General features: G+C 40.0%; 16 protein-coding genes. 13 read left to right on the top strand and 3 right to left on the bottom strand.

Annotated elements, in window-relative coordinates; translation table 11 throughout:
• Positions 1 to 29 precede the first annotated feature (29 nt).
• Complete coding sequence (gene ahpF / locus I6N96_RS06825) at positions 30 to 1562, top strand: alkyl hydroperoxide reductase subunit F (RefSeq protein ID WP_209556817.1); 1533 nt, start codon at positions 30 to 32, stop codon at positions 1560 to 1562.
• Between the two features lie 135 nt (positions 1563 to 1697).
• Here the strand turns inward: ahpF and I6N96_RS06820 are convergent, their stop codons facing one another.
• The 3 genes from I6N96_RS06820 to pgmB all read right to left on the bottom strand — a co-directional run bounded on the left by I6N96_RS06820 (position 1698) and on the right by pgmB (position 4399).
• Positions 1698 to 2606, bottom strand: a complete 909-nt coding sequence (locus tag I6N96_RS06820) for an AraC family transcriptional regulator (protein ID WP_209556816.1) — start codon at positions 2604 to 2606, stop codon at positions 1698 to 1700.
• Positions 2607 to 3044: 438 nt separating this feature from the next.
• A complete protein-coding gene (locus I6N96_RS06815) occupies positions 3045 to 3437 on the bottom strand; it encodes a DUF4809 family protein (protein WP_209556815.1) in 393 nt (130 codons plus the stop codon).
• A 293-nt stretch (positions 3438 to 3730) separates the two neighbouring features.
• Entirely contained in the window at positions 3731 to 4399 is a 669-nt protein-coding gene (pgmB, locus tag I6N96_RS06810; RefSeq protein WP_209556814.1) for a beta-phosphoglucomutase, read from the bottom strand.
• 163 nt (positions 4400 to 4562) lie between these two features.
• Between pgmB and I6N96_RS06805 the strand changes: the two genes are divergently transcribed.
• From I6N96_RS06805 to I6N96_RS06750, 12 genes are all read left to right on the top strand, one after another.
• Positions 4563 to 5003 carry an RDD family protein gene (locus I6N96_RS06805; RefSeq protein ID WP_347339071.1) on the top strand — a complete coding sequence of 147 codons (441 nt, stop codon included), beginning with the start codon at positions 4563 to 4565 and terminating at the stop codon, positions 5001 to 5003.
• Positions 4981 to 5274 (top strand): hypothetical protein, encoded by a 294-nt coding sequence (locus I6N96_RS06800; RefSeq protein WP_209556813.1) that lies wholly within the window; start codon positions 4981 to 4983, stop codon positions 5272 to 5274. Before I6N96_RS06805 ends, I6N96_RS06800 begins: the two co-directional genes overlap by 23 nt.
• A gap of 47 nt (positions 5275 to 5321) precedes the next feature.
• On the top strand, positions 5322 to 7649 hold the full coding sequence (locus tag I6N96_RS06795) for a glycoside hydrolase family 65 protein (RefSeq protein ID WP_209556812.1): 2328 nt from the start codon (positions 5322 to 5324) through the stop codon (positions 7647 to 7649).
• Positions 7650 to 7660: 11 nt separating this feature from the next.
• Complete coding sequence (locus I6N96_RS06790; protein ID WP_209556811.1) at positions 7661 to 8932, top strand: sugar ABC transporter substrate-binding protein; 1272 nt, start codon at positions 7661 to 7663, stop codon at positions 8930 to 8932.
• A 179-nt stretch (positions 8933 to 9111) separates the two neighbouring features.
• The gene (locus tag I6N96_RS06785; protein WP_209556810.1) at positions 9112 to 10017 is read left to right on the top strand and encodes a carbohydrate ABC transporter permease; all 906 of its coding nucleotides are present in this window, start codon (positions 9112 to 9114) and stop codon (positions 10015 to 10017) included.
• Positions 10018 to 10027: 10 nt separating this feature from the next.
• A complete protein-coding gene (locus tag I6N96_RS06780) occupies positions 10028 to 10864 on the top strand; it encodes a carbohydrate ABC transporter permease (protein ID WP_209557142.1) in 837 nt (278 codons plus the stop codon).
• Positions 10865 to 11217: 353 nt separating this feature from the next.
• Positions 11218 to 12231, top strand: a complete 1014-nt coding sequence (locus I6N96_RS06775) for a LacI family DNA-binding transcriptional regulator (RefSeq protein WP_209556809.1) — start codon at positions 11218 to 11220, stop codon at positions 12229 to 12231.
• Between the two features lie 338 nt (positions 12232 to 12569).
• A complete protein-coding gene (locus I6N96_RS06770; protein WP_245186875.1) occupies positions 12570 to 13103 on the top strand; it encodes an SMI1/KNR4 family protein in 534 nt (177 codons plus the stop codon).
• A 265-nt stretch (positions 13104 to 13368) separates the two neighbouring features.
• The gene (locus I6N96_RS06765; RefSeq protein ID WP_209556808.1) at positions 13369 to 13794 is read left to right on the top strand and encodes a hypothetical protein; all 426 of its coding nucleotides are present in this window, start codon (positions 13369 to 13371) and stop codon (positions 13792 to 13794) included.
• 186 nt (positions 13795 to 13980) lie between these two features.
• Positions 13981 to 14514 (top strand): ClbS/DfsB family four-helix bundle protein, encoded by a 534-nt coding sequence (locus tag I6N96_RS06760; RefSeq protein WP_209556807.1) that lies wholly within the window; start codon positions 13981 to 13983, stop codon positions 14512 to 14514.
• Positions 14515 to 14788: 274 nt separating this feature from the next.
• The gene (locus I6N96_RS06755; RefSeq protein ID WP_209556806.1) at positions 14789 to 15472 is read left to right on the top strand and encodes a response regulator transcription factor; all 684 of its coding nucleotides are present in this window, start codon (positions 14789 to 14791) and stop codon (positions 15470 to 15472) included.
• Positions 15469 to 16938, top strand: a complete 1470-nt coding sequence (locus I6N96_RS06750; protein ID WP_209556805.1) for a sensor histidine kinase — start codon at positions 15469 to 15471, stop codon at positions 16936 to 16938. Before I6N96_RS06755 ends, I6N96_RS06750 begins: the two co-directional genes overlap by 4 nt.
• The last annotated feature ends 37 nt before the right edge of the window (positions 16939 to 16975 follow it).

Here is a 16975-nt window from a genome sequence, read left to right as displayed (position 1 = left end):
AGAATTTATCAAAGAAAAGGAGCACACACATGGCTTTAGATACAGAAATCAAAGAACAGTTAGCTCAATACCTTGAGCTTTTAGAAAATAATATTGTGTTGAAGGCAAGCGTAGGCGAAGATGAGAATTCTCAGAAGGTCTTGGAGCTTGTAGAAGAAATTACATCGATGTCCTCAAAGATCTCAATGGAGAAGGTTCAGCTGGAAAAAACACCTAGCTTTGCGGTGGATCGTCCTGATGGTGTAAGTGGTGTTGTATTTGCCGGCTTACCTCTAGGTCATGAATTCACTTCATTGGTATTGGCATTATTACAGGTCAGTGGTCGCGCGCCGAAGGTAGACGACAAAGTGATCAAACAGATTCAAAGTATTAACAAGGACCTGCATTTTGAAACATACGTTAGTTTGACTTGTCACAACTGCCCGGACGTTGTTCAAGCATTGAACATCATGAGTGTTGTGAATCCAAGAATTTCACATACAATGATCGAAGGCGGCATGTTCAAAGAAGAAGTTGAAGCAAAAGGGATCATGGCTGTGCCGACTGTAATGTTGAATGGCGAGGAATTTTCAAGTGGTCGTATGACGATTGAACAAATCCTTGAGAAAGCTGCCGGTCCGGCAGATGCTTCTGAATTTGAAGACAAAGACCCGTATGATGTACTGGTTATCGGCGGTGGACCTGCAGGTGCCAGTGCAGCGATTTATGCAGCTCGTAAGGGAATTCGCACGGGATTGGTTGCTGAGACATTTGGCGGACAAGTTCTGGAAACATTGGGTATCGAAAATGTTATTGGAACGCCTTATACTGAAGGACCTAAGTTGATGGCGCAGGTAGAAGCGCATGTGAATGAATATCCTGTGGATATCATGAAGTCACAGCGTACAGCCAAGCTGGAGAAGAAGGAACTGGTTGAAGTCACACTTGAAAACGGCGCTGTACTGAAAAGTAAAACAGCGATTCTTGCAACTGGTGCACGTTGGCGTAATGTAGGCGTCCCTGGTGAAAAAGAGTTCAAGAATAAAGGGGTAGCTTACTGTCCGCATTGTGATGGTCCGCTATTTGAAGGAAAAGATGTTGCAGTCATCGGTGGCGGAAACTCCGGAATCGAAGCTGCGATCGACCTTGCAGGAATAGTTAAGCATGTTACTGTATTGGAATTCATGCCTGAATTGAAGGCAGACCAAGTGCTGCAAGAACGTCTATATTCCTTACCAAACGTAACCGTGAAAAAGAATGTTCAAACAAAAGAAATCACTGGGACAGATAAGGTAAATGGGATCACTTACGCAGATCGTGAAACTGGCGAAGAGGTCCATGTGGAAGTTCAGGGTGTATTTGTCCTGATCGGTCTGGTGCCAAACACTGACTGGTTGGGTGATACACTTGACCGTACGAAGATGGGTGAAATCATCGTTGACAAGCATGGTGCAACAAGTGTTCCCGGTGTATTTGCTGCAGGCGATTGTACAGATAGTGCCTATAAGCAAATCATTATTTCAATGGGATCTGGTGCAACTGCAGCTTTAGGAGCATTCGACTACATGATCCGTCATACGTAATAAGAGCTAAAAAAAGGGTGAGCCAAAAGTGGAATGCTCCGAGAATTAAGAAGGAGTAACTTTTGGTTCACCGTTTGTTCGTATTTAGAGTGCAAGACGATTTCAATTTTGATTATTGTCTTACACTCTTTTTTTCTATTCTTTTTTTTCAGTTGGCAGCCAAAATTCCATGTATGAGCCTTCTGGTGAACTGTCATAATAGATTTCAGGTGAGTAGGTATTCATTGTCAGCTCATGTTTTTCCAACCAAAGAGCAGTGTATTTGAGGGCTTTGTTCAACGCTATAGTGACCAGCTCCTGAAAAGTTTCAGCCTCAAAGCCGCAGACAATATAATCTCTTGCTGGCAGAGACCACTTTTTAAATCGCTTGTCCTCAGTGCCTAGAGCTACTTCAGCCCCGGCGAAATAAGTAAAGCTTCCTTTTGGCGCATCTCCTAAATAGGCAACACCGATTTCTCTGCTGTTTTTTATCCGAGGAATATCCTGTTTATTTTCATGAAACATCCCCCAAACTTCGCCTGGGATATCAATACCTGTTGCTTCCCCATTCGGCATTTGCCCCTCAATTGGAACATGTCTCTCAAAGCCAAGGAAAGAAATTGGTTCTTCCAAGGTTTTTCGATTGAATTCTAAGATAAGTCCATCACTGATCAGCGGTACCCCCTCATCGATCATTACATAGTTCAAGGAAAGATCAGGCTTATCAAACTGGTTTAGCATAACGGGACTCTCTCGATAATACTCCGGTGTCATACCATAGGCTTTTTTGAATGCTCGAGTAAAGGTTTCATGGCTATTGAAGCCGCTCTCTATTGCGATATCAAGAATACGTAATTTCTTATTTGGAAGTAGTGCACAGGCGTGAGCTAACCGCCGAAACTTGATGTATTCTCTGACAGGTTTTTTGACCAATCGTGAAAAAAGTCGTTGATAGTAAAACGGCGACAGCATTGCCAACTCTGCGAGATGTTCAATTTCTATTTCTTCCTCTAAGTGTTCTTCAATAAAGTTTACTGTAACTTGAATTGCTTCCCATGCATACATTGTCAGCACCTCCTTGAACTCAGAATAGCACAATAGATTAGTAGTGATTTGATGCTGTCTGCTTTTTTGGAAAAAACAATTACGTAATAAGGGCTGGCTCAGTTAAGCATATATTTTCCATAATATAAAGAGCATCATCAAGTCAAGTTCCTATATTGCTTAGAAGTTGATCAGTCTGTTCCGCTTTTCTGATGTCTAGCGTCACAAGCTAGCTCCTTTCGATCATAAGTCAAAACATGTCTTGTGACAAAGAGCGTCACATGCCAGTTTCTCCTTATGACTCGGAAGCTAATCGAGCTTGCTCCGCTTTTCTGTTTGTCTAGCTTCACAGACTAACTTCTTCGACAATAAGATAACTTTCCTTCGATGATAAAGAGCATCATCAAGTCAAGTTCCTATATTGCTTAGAAGTTAATCAGTCTGTTCAGCTTTTCTATCTCAATATTCAAATTCTATTGTTTCTAGCTTGAATAGTTTTGTTAGTAGTTCGTTGACTTTCTCTGTCAGTTCTTTTGTATCCTTGATGCGATTCTTTGTCTGCAGTTCGTTGTCTGTGCTTCGGTAGGTCAGCTGGTCGTAATCTTCAAATAGTTTTACTTCATAGCCGGATTTTGTGAATGAGAGATAGTCATCCAGCATATCCATTTTCATTTCTTGTTTAAAGCCGTTCTTCAATGCGATCGTCATGACCAATGAAGCGACTGTCAGCTCCTCCAAAGGAATTTCACGTTCATTTATGGTCAACGTATAAGAGACACATTCTACAATACCACAGGCATTACAGCCTCCTTCTGTGAGGTCTACTACACTGCTGATGATTGCTTTTGTCATGGTTTATCCATCCTTTTCTATTTTTCCTGTATTACTATTATAGGAAAAATCCAGTTGATATAGTTGATTATAATAAAAAAAGCAGCTATGAACCAGACTTCTTTTACATTAGCTTATCATCGTTGCGATGATAAAGGGCACTGATGTGAGATCTGCTAGATGAACACTAGGGAGCTTTATCTAAACAGTGAAGGAATGGTTTATAATAAAAATTTCCAATTTTTTTGATAGGCAAATAGAAAAGCAATGAAACAAATGAGCCTTTAAGACCATTTGTTTCATTGCTTTTTATGCTATAGTGCTCGATTTCCCCAAATTTCCTTCAGTTTGGAGAAGGTTAAGTGCGCAGTATCTCCAAAGACATAGTCTGCGTCTTTCAGCATGTGCTTATCCCCGATTCCAACGGAGTAAAGCTTTGCTGCATTGATTGCTTGAATACCTGAGTAGGCATCTTCAACACCAATTGCTTCTTCTGGTTGAACTTGCAGTTGTTCACAGGCTTTAATGAAGATTTCCGGATCTGGTTTTCCTTGCTGTAGAGCGGCAGGATCAACGATAGTTGAGAAGCTGTGAGCTAATCCTAATAGACGTAAAATTTTCGGCGCATTTTTACTAGCTGAAGCCAAGCCTACTTTGATATGCTGAGCATCTAAATCGTGAAGCAGTTGTTCAATACCCGGTAAAATATCGGCAGGAGAAATTTCATTGATCAATGTGACATAAAAATCATTTTTTTCTTGTGCCAATACCTCTTTCTCTTCTTTAGAAAATCGATTTTCCATAGAACCAAGTGCTAAAATCTTGTTTAAAGAAGCCATTCTATCAATGCCCTTTAATTCTTCATTGAATGTCTCTGTGACTTCAATACCTAAGCTCCTTCCCAATTTTCTCCAAGCGATAAAGTGAAACGCAGCAGTATCAGTAATGACACCATCTAAATCAAACACGACAGCTTTAAACATATTTCTCCTCCTAAAACGTTTTAGAAAATCCTGTTTCAAATTATAGAACATTTAAAAAAATAATGCAAACTTTGTTTGAAAACGCTTGAAAAATGAAAAACAGTCTGTTATTATCTGATTGTACCGAAAAGGTTTTCGTTAAGTTGCAACTTGAAGGGAGCGGATTGTCATAAAGGGAAAACTGTTCTTAAGGTCATTAGCTGGATTAATTGATGGCATGGTTGTTTTATTACCTGCATACATGCTGTTAAGTGTGATGGAGATAGGCAATATCTTGTACCAGTTATTACCTCAGCTGTTGTTTGTTGTATATAATGCTGTATCCATCACATCTTTCGGCGGAAAGACGATAGGGAAATACTTTGCTGGATTGTCTGTCTATACAGAAGAAAACGGGTTGTTGAACCTTGGAGCAAGAGAAATGGGGAAAATGCTCTATTTTTTGCCGAATGTCGGGGTTGTGTTTGTATGCATTAGCCTGTTGATGTTGGGAAGTACAAAGCAGTCACTGCATGACCGAATAGGTAGAAGCAAAGTGTTGTTGGATAGGGAACGAAAAGAAATAGAAAGAGTGGATGAATATGGGCACCGAGTCTCTCGATGAAGTTCTTGCAGAAAATGCGTTAAGCAAAATTGACAGTGGTGCATTACTTTTACTGTTTCTGTTAACAGTAGCAGTCAGCTGGTTATTGGCTTGGTATTTTAGAGATCAATACGGCACACGCAGCTTGATCAGAGCATATCTGGTGTATGGCATCATTCAATTGTTTTTAGGTCTGATTATTTGGCAGTTGCCGTTTGTTCTTGTGATAGGTATTTACTTACTAGGTGCACTACTGACGGCATTTCGATCCAATACGTACTTTTATGAATAATTTTTTTGGTAAAAATCTAAAACGTTTTCTAGGAGGAAATAGTATAAATGAGAACTGGAATGAACTATTTTGAGTCGAATCCATGGTTGATTGGAGAGAACGAGTTTCAGACGGATTGGTTAGGAAAAGCCGAGACAGTCATGTGCCTTGGAAATGGCTATATGGGTATTCGCTCTGCGACAGAAGAATCCTACATTGGAGAAAAAAGAGATACTTTTGTTGCAGGTACATTCAATAAATTTGACGACAACGAAGTAACGGAACTACCTAATGTTCCAGACTTGATTGGGATGGATATCCGATTAAACAATAAGCGCTTGGATTTAACCAATGGAGAGGTTCAAGGATACCAGCGAACACTTAACTTAAAGACCGGGGAACTGATTCGTTCCTTTGTATGGGAATACAAAGAAGTGAAGGCTGCATTTACGTTTAAACGATTTGTCTCTTTTTCTGAAAAACATCTACTTGGACAGTCTGTTGAGATAAAAAATCTGAGTAATGGGTTAGATTTGGAAATCAATTCAGGTATCGATGGACAAGTAACGAATAATGGCTCACAGCATTTTACTGAAGGGGACAAGGCATTAGCAGAAGGAAAGTACATGCAGATGATGCCGTATACCGGTACTTCAAATATTTTCTTTGTATTGTCGACGGTCCATCAACTAGTCAAAAAGCAGGATATCTACGAAGAAACAAAGAAACGTATTGAAATGGGGCGTAGAAAGATATACAACCGTTACTGGCTTTCATTGGAAAAAAATGAGGCTGTGACTATTGAAAAAATATCTTCTATCCATACTAGTATGGATAAGGAAACTGCTGGACAAACATTGAATGAAGTCAAAGACCTTGCGTTGGAAGGATTAAAGAGTGCGCGTGAAAAAGGGTATCAAGTATTGCTTGCATCTTCTGCTAAAGCTTGGGAAAAACAGGTTTGGTCTGTGTTGCCAATCACCATTGCGTCAAATAATTTTAAAGATCAACTGGCAATCAATTTTGCAAAATATCATTTACATGTGATGACGCCAGCGCATGATGAACGGATGAATATTGGTGCGAAGGGCCTGTCGGGAGAAGGATATAAAGGGCATACTTTCTGGGATACAGAGATTTTCATGTTGCCGTATTTTACCTTCACTCATCCAAAAATTGCTGAAAGCTTAGTCACTTACCGCTATCTAGGCTTGGAGGGTGCGCATAAGAAGGCCTTGTCTAATGGTTTTGAAGGAGCTCAGTTCCCGTGGGAAGCGGCGTGGCCGGATGATGGCGAAACGACACCAGTTTGGGGGGCAGCGGATATTATCACTGGAAAGCCCACAAAAATTTGGTCTGGGTTTATCGAGCAGCATATTACAAGCGATGTCACATTTGGCATCAAGCAATTTATTGATGTTACCAACAATCAGCAATTTGCTCGTGAAAAGGGATATGAAGTCATTCTTGATACAGCGAAATTCTGGGCCAGTCGTCTGGAATGGCAGGAAGATCGTCAGCGTTATGAGATTCTCCATGTTGTTGGTCCTGATGAATACAAAGAACAGATAGACAATAATGCATTTACTAATTATACCGCCCACTGGAATATCTCTTTAGCAATGAAACTGTATCAAACCTTGAAAACGGAAGAAACAGTCATTTTTGAAAAATTGAATGAAAAGCTTGAGCTTGATCGAGTATATGAAGAATGGCAGGAGAAAATCAACAAGCTGTATCTTCCTCAACCGAACAAAGAGGGTGTGATTCCTCAGGATGATACGTATTTGTCGAAGGATATCCTTGACTTAACAACATATAAGAATAGTTCTCATGTTGGTACTTTATTCCACGACTATAATTTGGAGCAAGTCAATGACATGCAGGTAACAAAGCAGGCTGACGTTTTATTACTGCTGTTCCTGTTTGAAGATTTATTTCCTAAAAAAGAGAAATTGATCAATTGGAACTACTATGAGCCTAAAACGTTACATGATTCTTCATTATCACTATCCACACATGCTATTCTGGCAGCTGATTTAGGGAAGCTGGATCTTTCTTATGACTTATTCAATCAGGCGATGAATATCGATATGGGGGAAAACATGGCTTCCTCGAATGAAGGGATTCATGCGGCATCGCTTGGCGGTATATGGCAAATGACTGTATTCGGCTATGGAGGGGTTCGCTGTCTGAATGGCAAACTGAGAATCGAACCGCATTTGCCGGAAGCGTGGCATCGCTTGGCTTTTGGAATCATCTGGCAGGGAAATCCATTGGATGTGACCGTAACCAAGGAGCAGATGATAATTGTGAACCAAGGAACAAAGGACGTCGAAGTAGAAGCATTTGGAACGTTGCATTCTGTCAGTAATGAATTAATTATTAATTTATAGGGGGAACAAACATGAAAATGTGGAAAAAATTTTTGAATGTCGGTGTAGCGTTGGGCACGGTGTCTTTATTAACAGCATGCGGAGGAAGCTCTGATAGCTCTGATGGTGATAAAACAGACTTTACAGGCGATACTTTGACGCTTGGTGTTTGGGGAGGAAATGAATCGGAAGAAAAAGCTCTGGATCAAATCATCAAGGATTTTGAAGCAGAGGTTGGGGCTAAGGTGGAGAAGAAGGTCTATACAGATTACAACACACAAATTCAAGCTGATATGGCAGGGAAAACAGCACCGGATGCGTTTTATGTAGATATTTCAATGTATCCATGGTTCTCTCAAAATGGTGTATTGGCAGAGTTGGATTCTGACAAGTTTGAAATCGACAAGTTTTATAGTACCTTGACAGATGGCTTCACAACAGATGGTAAACTCTATGCTGTTCCCAAGGATATGTCCACTCTGTCACTGTATTTGAATACAGAAGTTTTTGAGAAAACAGAAGTATCTATTGAAGAGATACCGACTTCGTATGAAGAATATGTGGATTGGCTGCCGCAATTTCAAGAGAAAATCGATAAAGTATATGGTAAAGGAAAAGTCTTTGCTATGAGCTATAACTTGGAAATGTCGAGAAACTATCACTTAGCGATTCGTGATGGTGGGAAACCAATCAATGAAGATGGAACAGCAAATTTAGCAAGTGATAAAGTTGTCGATAATCTGTCTATTTTGAAGGATTTAACAGATACAAAAGCAGTTGTAACACCAAAAGATATCGGAACAGGCTGGAACGGAGAAGCCTTTGGCTCCGGAAAAATTGCAATTATGGATGAAGGGAACTGGGTATATGAGACATTGAAAACAGAATTCCCTTCTATTCCATTCACAGTTAGAAAAATGCCTACGTATAAGGGAACAGAAGGATCAATGATGTTTTCTGTAGGCTGGGGGAAATATGTAGGAACGAAACAATCTGATTTAGCGGATAAATGGATTCAATTTGCGACGAATAAAGAAAATATGACAGCATGGTCTGTGGGAACTGGTACGCTCCCAAGTCGTGAAGATGCTGCTGAAGAAGCAAAAATAACAGAAAATGAAGATTTGAAAGTTCATTTAGATGCATGGGACTATGCAACGATCTGGCAGGATGGAGTAACCTTGGATACTGTGGATAAAGCATATCAAAACTTTTTGCCAAAAGCATTGGATGGTAGTGAAACATTTTCTGAAGCGATGAAACAAGCAGATGAACAGGCAAATGCGGATATACAGGCTAATTGATAAATAAATTGGGAATAGTCATTCACTCTGAAGAAAGGTTATGACAAAAGCAGCCAGCTTCGAGAACTCGTATTCCATCTAAGCACTTCAACGTTTAGATGGAATACTGGTAGACATGCAATCTACTTATGTCATAACCCCACTTCAGCTTGGGTGGATAAAAAGAAGGAGTTTGCCTTATGGAAATTTCAAAAAGCAAAAAAACAAAAGCGCAGCGTCAGGAAATCAGTCAAGCGTGGATATTTTTAGCCCCTGCAATCATTGTTGTCAGCATCTTTTTTGTTTTAGCCGTTTTGTTTGCTGTGTATCTATCTTTCAACGATGTCAATTTATTTACTAACACATATACATTTAAAGGGATAGATAACTATCTACGAATTTTTCAAGATAAAAAAGCACTTATAGCAATGAAAAATACAGCAACCTTTGCCTTTATAGTTGTTCCATTGCAGACGATTTTTGCTCTAGTGATTGCGTATATATTGAGTAATAAAGGAATCAAGGGCAAGAAACTGTTTCGCATGATTTACTTTTTACCTACGCTGACTTCAAGCTCAGCATTAACAATTATTTTCATGTTCATTTTTAATATCTACGGACCGGTCAATGATTTTTTTATGAGCTTAGGCTTGTATAGTGAACCAATCAATTTCTTACAGGAACCGGCCTATGCATTGAAGGTGATCATGGTAATGAATATCTGGTCCACAGTACCGTACTACATGACCATTTACTTGGCATCATTGGTAGATCTTCCCGAAACGCTTTATGAAGCTGCTGCGATCGACGGGGCAACTGCAGTTGATAAGCTAAGATACATAACAATTCCTTATCTGCGCCCGATAACTACCTATGTGCTGCTGACTGGAATTATCGGTACATTCCAAATGTTCGATCAAGCATATATCTTTTCTAATGGATCGGGAGGACCCAATAACTCGACCTTAACGATTTCTCTCATGATTTATCAATATGCATTTGGTCAAATGAACACGATGGGCTATGCAGCAGCATTGGCGATTGTTTTAGCGGTGATTATTTTTGTTGCTTCTCGTTTTGCTGAGAAGCTGAACAGTGAAAGGTAGGGAAATCAATATGAATGTTTCTAAAAAAGGTCATGTATTAAAAGGGCTTCTTTATACGATATTGATTTTCTACGCTCTTTTAACATTTTATCCGTTTATTTGGGCGATTGCAGCTTCGTTCAAACCCTATGCAGAAATCATTTCCGGTGATATGAGCTTGATTCCCAAGGCATTCACATTGGAAAACTTCCAATACGTGTTAGGACGCTCTTCTTTGTTTGGTCAATGGTTTTTGAATTCTGTGATTGTTTCTCTTGTTGGGACGATTATTAATATTTTTTTGAATACAATGGCAGGCTATGCGTTAGCACGTTTGAATTTTCCTGGACGGCAGCGAGTCTATTACGGTTTTCTGGCCTTGATGATGGTTCCGACACAAGTATTGATGATTCCAAATTACTTGATTCTGATGAATTTAGGCATGCTGGATAGTTTTTCTGCATTGATCCTGCCGGCAGCAATCAATATAGGGAACATTTTTATGATGCGTCAATTTTTCCTTTCGTTTCCTAAAGATGTAGAGGAAGCTGCCTCTATTGACGGCTTAGGCCGTTTTCAAATATTTTTCCGAATCGTGATGCCGTTGGCTAAACCTTCAATTGCAACACAGGCGATTTTTGTATTTATGGGATTTTGGAATGAATTTATGAAACCGATGCTATATTTAACAACACCAAGCAAATATACACTGACCTTGGGGCTGCAGACGTTTCAAAGCAGAAATGGTGGTGTTCGCTGGGATCAGACGATGGCAGCCAGTGTGATAACGATCATTCCGATCATTGTCTTATATCTGATTTTTAATAAATACTTTTTACAGGGTGTACGTATGGATGGAGAGAAATGACCATTCTCTGTGTGCTTGCTGCTAGGGAGTAGCGATAGCAGAAATAGCCCATTATATACAGTTGCTCTGTTGAAACAATTTGTAGTATGCGCTAAGGTGTGCAATGCGTTATAATCTTTATGAAGAGGCTGTAGGATACAAATGGATGGATAGCTGTCTTTTGGATAGAATCATGGAAAAGAAGAGGTATCGACTGCTGAAGGAGTAAGTGGTATCTCTTTCATGTCTTTCTATTTGGAGAAATACGTCTTAAATGGCTGAGTATGAAAGAACGCGGTTGGCGGGTTGGTGATCCAACGATGAGCTGAGGGGAAAATAGACAGGAAATATGAGTAAAATAGGAGCTGAAGAATATGCGTGCAACGATAAGAGATGTGGCAAAGCAGGCGGGTGTCTCTATTGCGACAGTCTCAAAAGTATTTAATGGCTATACAGATATCAATCTAGAAACCAAAGACAAAATTTTGAAGATTGCAAAAGAGCTGGATTATGCGCCGAATATGGCAGCACGCACACTATCCTCAAAAAAACAGCAAACCATTGCATTGATTTTGAATGAGTTGAATTTTACACGGAAATCTACCATGCCAATGGAGGTTTTAGATGGTGTCTATAAATATACTGAGAAATCTGATTATGAGTTTGTATTTTACGCAACAAGCACAGAGAAACAGTTGAGTAAGACTTTTCGCCAATTTTGTAACGAGCATAACATTACCGGTGCGGTGATTCAGGGATTGAAGATGACGGACCCCTACTATCAGGAAATTGAGGAAACTTCTTTGCCGACAGTGCTGGTGGATATGTCTGTAAAGAATCCAAAGGTTGGAACTGTATCGATTGATAACCAAAAGGCTGCTTTTGAGGCGGTAAACTACCTGATTGAACAGGGCCATGAGAGTATTGGGATGATTAACGGAAGCAGAGATGCTGATGTGAGCATATTACGTGAGACAGGGTATTGTCAAGCCTTGAAAGAGAATGCTATTCCCTTGAAAGAATCCTATATACAATATGCAAATTTTGAAGAAGACATCTCATATTTTATTACAAAGAACCTTCTCACTACGAATAAAGAAATCACTGCGCTATTTTGTGCCAGCGATGTTATGGCGATCGGCGCAATGAGGGCTGTCAAAGATATGGGTATAAAGGTGCCGGAGGATCTATCGATCATCGGTTTCGATGATATTATCCTTGCGTCTTATGTCACACCGGAACTGACCTCAGTTTCCCAGGATATGAGGGAAATTGGTTTTGAAGCAGCTAAGCTACTTACAGAAATCATCGATGGAGATGATCAAAATAATAACCGACGAATTGCTCATGAAATAAAGCATCGCCAAAGCGTCGCACCGAAAAAGTGAACCTAAGAATGAAACAAGTGCTGTGCAGATTTTTCAGATTATAGGAAAGCTGAGTAGGAAGAGCGTACCAGAGATGCGTGTTAAATAGAGAACTATTGAAGCGTTATAGTCGGCAATATCTTTGTTAGCAGTTATGAGAAAAACAACCAAGGACAGTACGTAAGGCTGCCTTCTAGGTTGTTTTTTTGTTAGAAATTGTTAGGAAAGGACTGAAAAATATTTGACTCCTTAAAAAAGAACCAAGAATTCCACTGTAAGGGCAAGTCTCAGTTGGTATAATGGAGGAGAGAAGAGCTGTGAACACATCTAATAAAAAGAAGAAAAAGGGAGTATCCAGGATGAGTAGTGAATCAATAGATACATATTGGAAAGATTTTGATTTTGAAGGCTTTTGGAAAGTTTCGGATTATGCGAAGGCAAACTATGAAGGGGGAAGATTTGGCTCCTCTGATGTAGCTCGTATTGAAAAAGAGCTTGGTTACAAGCTGCCGTTGTCCTATCTTTCTTTTATGAAAAAACAGAATGGTGGAATACCGCTGAAAGATGGGTGCAGAACTGAGACACCGACAAGCTGGTCAGAAAACAGTGTGGCAATCGAAGGGTTTCTTAATATCGGGATCACAGGGTCGAATGCGCTGCTCGGCAATTTTGGCAGTCGGTTCTGGATAGAGGAGTGGGGATATCCTGATATCGGGATTGCCATTTGTGATTGTCCATCAGCCGGTCATGATATGATTTTCTTAGACTACAAAGTATACGGTTCTAAGGATGTACCAGCTGTTGTGCATGTGGATCAAGAGATGGATTATAAGATAACGTTTTTAGCAAAGGATTTCGAAAGCTTCGTTCGTATGTTGGAGGAAGAAGAGTGAGGGAACGGCTAATAAATAAATTTTCCTAAAATAAGAGGCAGACCTTAACAGGAGAAATGAAGAGAGATATATCATAGGACATGTACTCTCCAATAAGCTTGGACTTCAGCGAAAGCTTTGTAGTTTTTGATTGTAGAAACTTAAGGAATAAAGCTGTTTATTATGTGTCAGCAGGCATTTTATATTGGGCAATAAGTGTACCTTATCACTTTAAGTTTAAAGGAATTTTTTCGACAAAAACAGGTTAGGAGACTAGGAGACATCTATGAATAGAGAAGAGGCAAAACGGAAATTATCTTTTCATTCGTCAAGAAATGAGGACATCGAGGATCCATTTTGGGAGAATGGGTTCGTTCGCTTATTGAGACCGTTCAAAGGGAAGCAGCTTTTGGAAGAGGCTTTTCACGAGGTGGTTCAACTTACGTACCTGTTGGCGGATTGCATTCAGGAGGAACAAGTGAACAAAGAAATGATTGCAGATTTTTGGACAATCGTTCATTTAGGGAAAAGCTGGGGAAGTAGCGACGAAGTATTTACAGATTCGGAGCTGCAGAAAATCGCTTATTTTACAGAACAAATTTCTTATCCTGTTTTTTGTTTGTTGGATGGAACGGATAAGGAAACAGCGTTTGAGATGTACGCTCACGATTATCCAGAGAAAATGGTTCAGCTGGAGAACTCAATAATATAGAAATGCGTGATCATTGAAGCAGCTACAATACTACAACTTCAAAAGAGGCTTATCACTTAGGTGGTATGTCCTGAACAAAAATAAAAAAATTATCTGTTGACTCATACCTTACGTAATAGTTTATATTTTAGATATAGCTTAATGACATGATTGCAAAATAATCGAATGAAAGAGGAGATGTTTAAAATGGCTAGACCGACGACGAAAGAAGATCTTATTGAAACGGCGAGTACAAACTATGACAAATTGATTGAGCTGCTTGATTCAATGACTGCGGAACAACTGACGGGCACATTTTCTTTTGATTTAGAGAAAGAAAAGGGCGAGCATTGGAAACGAGATCGGAACATTCATGATGTACTGATCCATTTATATGAGTGGCAGCAAATGCTGTTAGACTGGGTAGATTCAAATCTGAATGGAGAGAGCAGACAATTTCTTAAAGAGGGATATAATTGGAGAACGTATGGAGCCATGAATGTAGAATTTGTAGAAAAACACAAGGATAGCTCCTACGATGAGGCCCTGTCTTTGCTTAAAGAAAGTCATGTGAAGGTAATGAAGCTGGCAGAACAGTTTTCAAATGATGAGTTATTTGCCAAAAAAGTCTTTCCATGGGTAGGCAGCTCAGCGTTAGGCAGCTATTTTGTTTCTGCAACAACCAGTCATTATGAATGGGCGTTAAAGAAAATCAGAAAATATAAAAAAATGACGACTTAAGAACAGTTGTTAAAGCGGGTGCAGCATTTACATGTTATATCCGCTTTATTTGTTTATACTCTGAGAAGCGAGTAGACAATCAATCTAGGCTTTTCTATAGATTTTAACTTGAATAGTCAAAGGCGCAACGGTTAAGTTCCGTTAGAAAAAACTGCAGCGTTTATAAATGGACGGTGTAGACAAAATGCCGTCAGAAAATGTATGCTATTAATAGTCAATTACACTGGGGAAGAAAGAGTGTAAGGAAAATCAGCCTAATGTTAAGGAGAACGTCATGCCTAAATTATTGATCGTTGAGGATAATCGACAGATCGTTGAAGTACTAAAAAAATATTTGATTCATGCAGATTATGAAGTAAATGCAGTTTATGACGGCAAGGAAGCCTTGGCATCCTTCGAACGCCAACGTTATGACTTGATTTTGTTGGATATCATGTTGCCTGAGCTGGACGGCTATGCAGTTTGTCGGAAAATAAGAGAAACATCAACAGTTCCGATCATCATGATCACGGCAAAATCAGAGGATGCGGACCGCATTCTCGGTCTGGAAATCGGTGCAGATGATTATATTGTTAAGCCATTTTCTACCAAAGAAGTTGTTGCTCGTGTGAATGCATTGCTTCGAAGAGTTCAATTTGAGAAAGCCGGTACAGACCGGCGGATTTCATATGAGGATATCAGGATCGACATAGAAACAAAGGAGGTTGCGGCTGCGGGAAGTAAGCTGGCACTAACGAAAAAAGAATTCGACTTGCTGCTGCTGTTTGTCCAGTTTCCTAAAAAAGTATTTACACGTGAAAATCTTCTGGACAGTGTTTGGGGTGTTGATTATTTTGGCGACGCGAGAACGGTTGATAGTCATATCAAACGTTTACGAGCGAAATTAAAGAATAGTGATTCTGTCTGCCATATACAAACAATCTGGGGAGCTGGCTATGCCTTTGAGGTGACGACATGAAAAAACATATATCCGGTCGTCTGATTCGCCTGTTTTCTATTTTGTTAGTTACCATGACAGTGATAATTGGTTTGCTGTTTAGTGTGATTTTTACAAGACAGACAGAGGATTTACATGTGGAAGAGATGACGCATCGAGGGCAGGTCATTCAAGAGACCTTGACAGACTATTTCTCTACAGATACTCGCACACAGCGGGGGGCATCAGGCAATCATAGCGGTATGATGGGGTATGGTGCATATTTGAATTTCATCAATCAAATCGCCGGGGATAGCGTTTGGGTTGTTGACAAGGAGCAAAATACTCTTTTGAAAGGACATCATAACTCAACAGACACAGATATTCCGATACCATCAACTGCGGAGAAGCTAGTTGCAGAGGTTTATCAAACAAAGCAGTCTGTGGTAGAAAAAGAGGGGAGTTTGCTTCAGCTGAATGCAGTGACCAGCGCTCTGCCAATCATTATTGATAACGAAGTTGTAGGCGTGATTGTCATGTATTCTGAGGTGGCTGCGATCCATCAAAATCAGGCGAACGGTTATCTAATTCTCTTGGTCAGCTTGTTGATTGCATTAGCTATCAGTATTTTAGTTTCAGTTAGATTGGCAAAAGGTTTTACAGCACCGATCAAAGAAATGGAGAGTTACACGAATGCCTTGATTGCAGAAAAATATCCGGCTCCGCTGGCTATTCACACTGAGGACGAGCTGAATGAGTTGGCCGATCGTTTATCGATTTTGAGGGATCGTCTTGAAAAAGCCGAAAAGGCACGAATAAGCAAAGAGCAGAATGAAAAGGAGTTTCTGTCTCAAATATCTCATGAACTACGAACACCGGTCATGGTTATGAAAAGCTCTTTAGAAGCGTTGACGGATGGTTTGGTCGACTCGCCGGAAGAGCAAAAAAACTACCATGAGCAATTGCTGAAAGAGGCGGGATACTTAGAGCGCTTGGTCAATGACTTATTGGAGCTGAGCCGATTACAGGCTGTTGGGTTTTCTTTAGTCAAGGAAGAGGTAGATCCTTTAATAATCATTGAGGATGCAGTTCGTTCTTATCGTTTGAAGTTGGCTGAAAAACAGCAGGAATTCATTTTCGATAATTGGCTGACTGCCCCTGTTTATATCGAGGGAGATCAAGGACGTCTGACACAGCTGATAAAAAATCTACTGGAAAATGCACATAAATATAGTGAGAAAAATGCGAAGATCGAGCTTTTACTTGAATCAGCAGAGGATCAGCTCCATATCCAACTGAGTAATCCAAGCAGTTATCCTGTAAGCCTTGATAAAGCAGAGCTGTTCCAGGCTTTTCATCGAGGAGATAGATCTGCAATAGAAGAGGGGACCGGTCTGGGCTTGGCTATTTGCCAGCAAATCGTTCAGCGTCATTCAGGGACCATTGTCCTTGAAAACACAGACGACAAGCATGTGATTGTTGATATCTATTTACCTATAAAAAAATGATGCCTGAGTTTTCTATCAGACTGCCATAGTTTTGTCA

This window comes from Enterococcus larvae, from assembly GCF_017830045.1.
GTDB classification, from domain to species: domain Bacteria; phylum Bacillota; class Bacilli; order Lactobacillales; family Enterococcaceae; genus Enterococcus_L; species Enterococcus_L larvae.
This window is presented reverse-complemented; position numbering and strand designations above follow the sequence as displayed.